The organism is Nonomuraea sp. NPDC059023 (assembly GCF_042740095.1).
Lineage (GTDB): Bacteria > Actinomycetota > Actinomycetes > Streptosporangiales > Streptosporangiaceae > Nonomuraea.
Window position 1 is genome coordinate 1 of the sequence record NZ_JBHYIO010000077.1, and the last position, 1,873, is coordinate 1,873.

Here is a 1,873-nt window from a genome sequence, read left to right on the forward strand (position 1 = left end):
GCCGCCTTCCCGCACACCACGGTCCAGGCCTGCATCGTCCACTTGATCCGCAACAGCCTGCGGCCGGTGCCGCGCAAAGACCGTGCCGCGGTCGCCGCCGAGCTGAAGACGATCTACACCGCGCCCGACGCCGAGGCCGCACTCGACGCCCTGGCCGCCTTCGCCACCGGCTCGTGGGGAGCGCGCTATCCGCAGACGGTCAAGGTCTGGCAGAACGCCTGGGACCAGGTGATTCCGTTCCTGGCCTTCAGCCCGCCGGTGCGCAGGCTGCTCTACACCACCAACACCATCGAGTCGCTGAACTACCAGCTACGCAAGGTCACCAAGGCCCGCGGCCACTTCCCGACCGACGACGCCGTCGTCAAACTCCTGTGGCTGGCCATCATCAACATCGAGGACAAACGAGCCCGCGAACGAGCCGCCAACAACGCCGATGACAACAGCCGCAGCGGCTACCCCGGCAGACTCGTCGAAGGACAGCGGACCCACGGCTGGATCGAGGCCCTCAACGAACTCGAGCACGCCTACCCAGGCCGTATCCGGTAAAGCAACCAAAACCAACCACAAGATCAACTTTACACACTACGAGTTACAAGCTCCAGGCCGCGGGGCGAGGGCGGGGCCCGAGAGGTGGGGGGTGGTTAGTGGATGGCGGAGGGGGAGGAGGCGTTGGGGGTGAGGAGGCGGGGGGTGCCGGTGCCGTTGGCGGGGACGGACCAGATGTCCTTGCCCTTGGCGTACATCACGGTGCGCTCGTCCAGCCACGCGGCCTGGTCGTCGATGGAAGCGGTCTCGGCCAGCGGCGTTTCGCGGCCGGTGGCGAGGTCGAGGGCGTGCAGGCGCCACGGGCCAGGTTTGACGCGTTTCTTGTAGACCAGGGTGGTGCCGTCCGGGGAGAGGGACGGGCATTCGGCGTTCTCGCGCAGCGTACGTGCGCGCCAGTTCGTGAAGTCCCCCTCCACCAGGTACGTCTTGCCCTTCGTGGACAGCGTGGCGTAGAAGCGGGAGTCGTCGGCGGCGAAGGTGATGCCCCAGTAGTTGACGTCGGCGGAGTAGTAGCGGCGGCCGTCGATCCGTAGCGGGATATCCTCGATGTTGATGATCACGTAGCCGGTCTTGATGTCCAGGATGCCGCTCAAGGTGGAGAAGCCGCCGCTGTTGTAGGAGTCACCGGTCACGAACATCGTCCACGACGCCATCCGCCCACTGGCCGAGATCCGGGCCCGGCTGGGAATTCCGGCCAGCCGTACCTTGCGGACCTCACGCATCGACCGGTCAAGAATGATCGCGTCCGTGGTAGGCGGCGCACCAGGCCGAGTGACCAGGCAGATGGTCGTACCGGCGGCCGTGTAGTTCCGATCACACTTGGTGGCGCTTACGGCCGGCGTTGCCGTGGGATCGCCCATCGGCACCGCCGCCACCCGCCCCGAACTCCGAACCACGAGTTGCCCCGCCCTCCCCGGATCCACAGCCGAAGCCGCCGGCCCCTCCTTCTTCGCCGCCGCCCAGCTCGCATACCCCACAGCCACCCCGGCCAGCACCACAACCGCCAGAACAACCGCCCACACCCGCCGACCCCCACCTCGCCTCCCAGAACCCCCTACCACCTGGTCGGTAGCCACCTCCTCCCTACCAACCACCTGGTAGGCGTCCGCCCCTACCCGCCCACCAAGACCCACCTCAGCAGCCCCACCCTCGCCCCGCGCAACCACGGGCTCACCAGAACCTGCCGGGCCCGAGGCTGTCCCCGAGCCAGGGGTGGTTCCCGGGCTAGAGGCTGTCCCCGAGCCAGGGGTGGTTCCCGGGCTAGAGGCTGTCCCCGAGCCAGGGGTGGTTCCCGGGCTAGAGGCTGTCCCCGAGCCAGGGGTGGTTG

At 67.9% G+C, this 1,873-nt stretch carries 2 protein-coding genes; one reads left to right on the top strand and one right to left on the bottom strand.

Going from position 1 to position 1,873, the window contains the following annotated elements; all coding sequences use genetic code 11:
• Nucleotides 1-546: transposase (locus tag ACFWYW_RS56850; protein ID WP_379641418.1), on the top strand; the 546-nt coding region annotated here is incomplete at its 5' end.
• Between the two features lie 95 nt (nucleotides 547-641).
• Here the strand turns inward: ACFWYW_RS56850 and ACFWYW_RS56855 are convergent.
• The gene (locus ACFWYW_RS56855; RefSeq protein WP_379618487.1) at nucleotides 642-1,268 is read right to left on the bottom strand and encodes a TolB family protein; all 627 of its coding nucleotides are present in this window, start codon (nucleotides 1,266-1,268) and stop codon (nucleotides 642-644) included.
• Nucleotides 1,269-1,873: the final 605 nt, after the last annotated feature.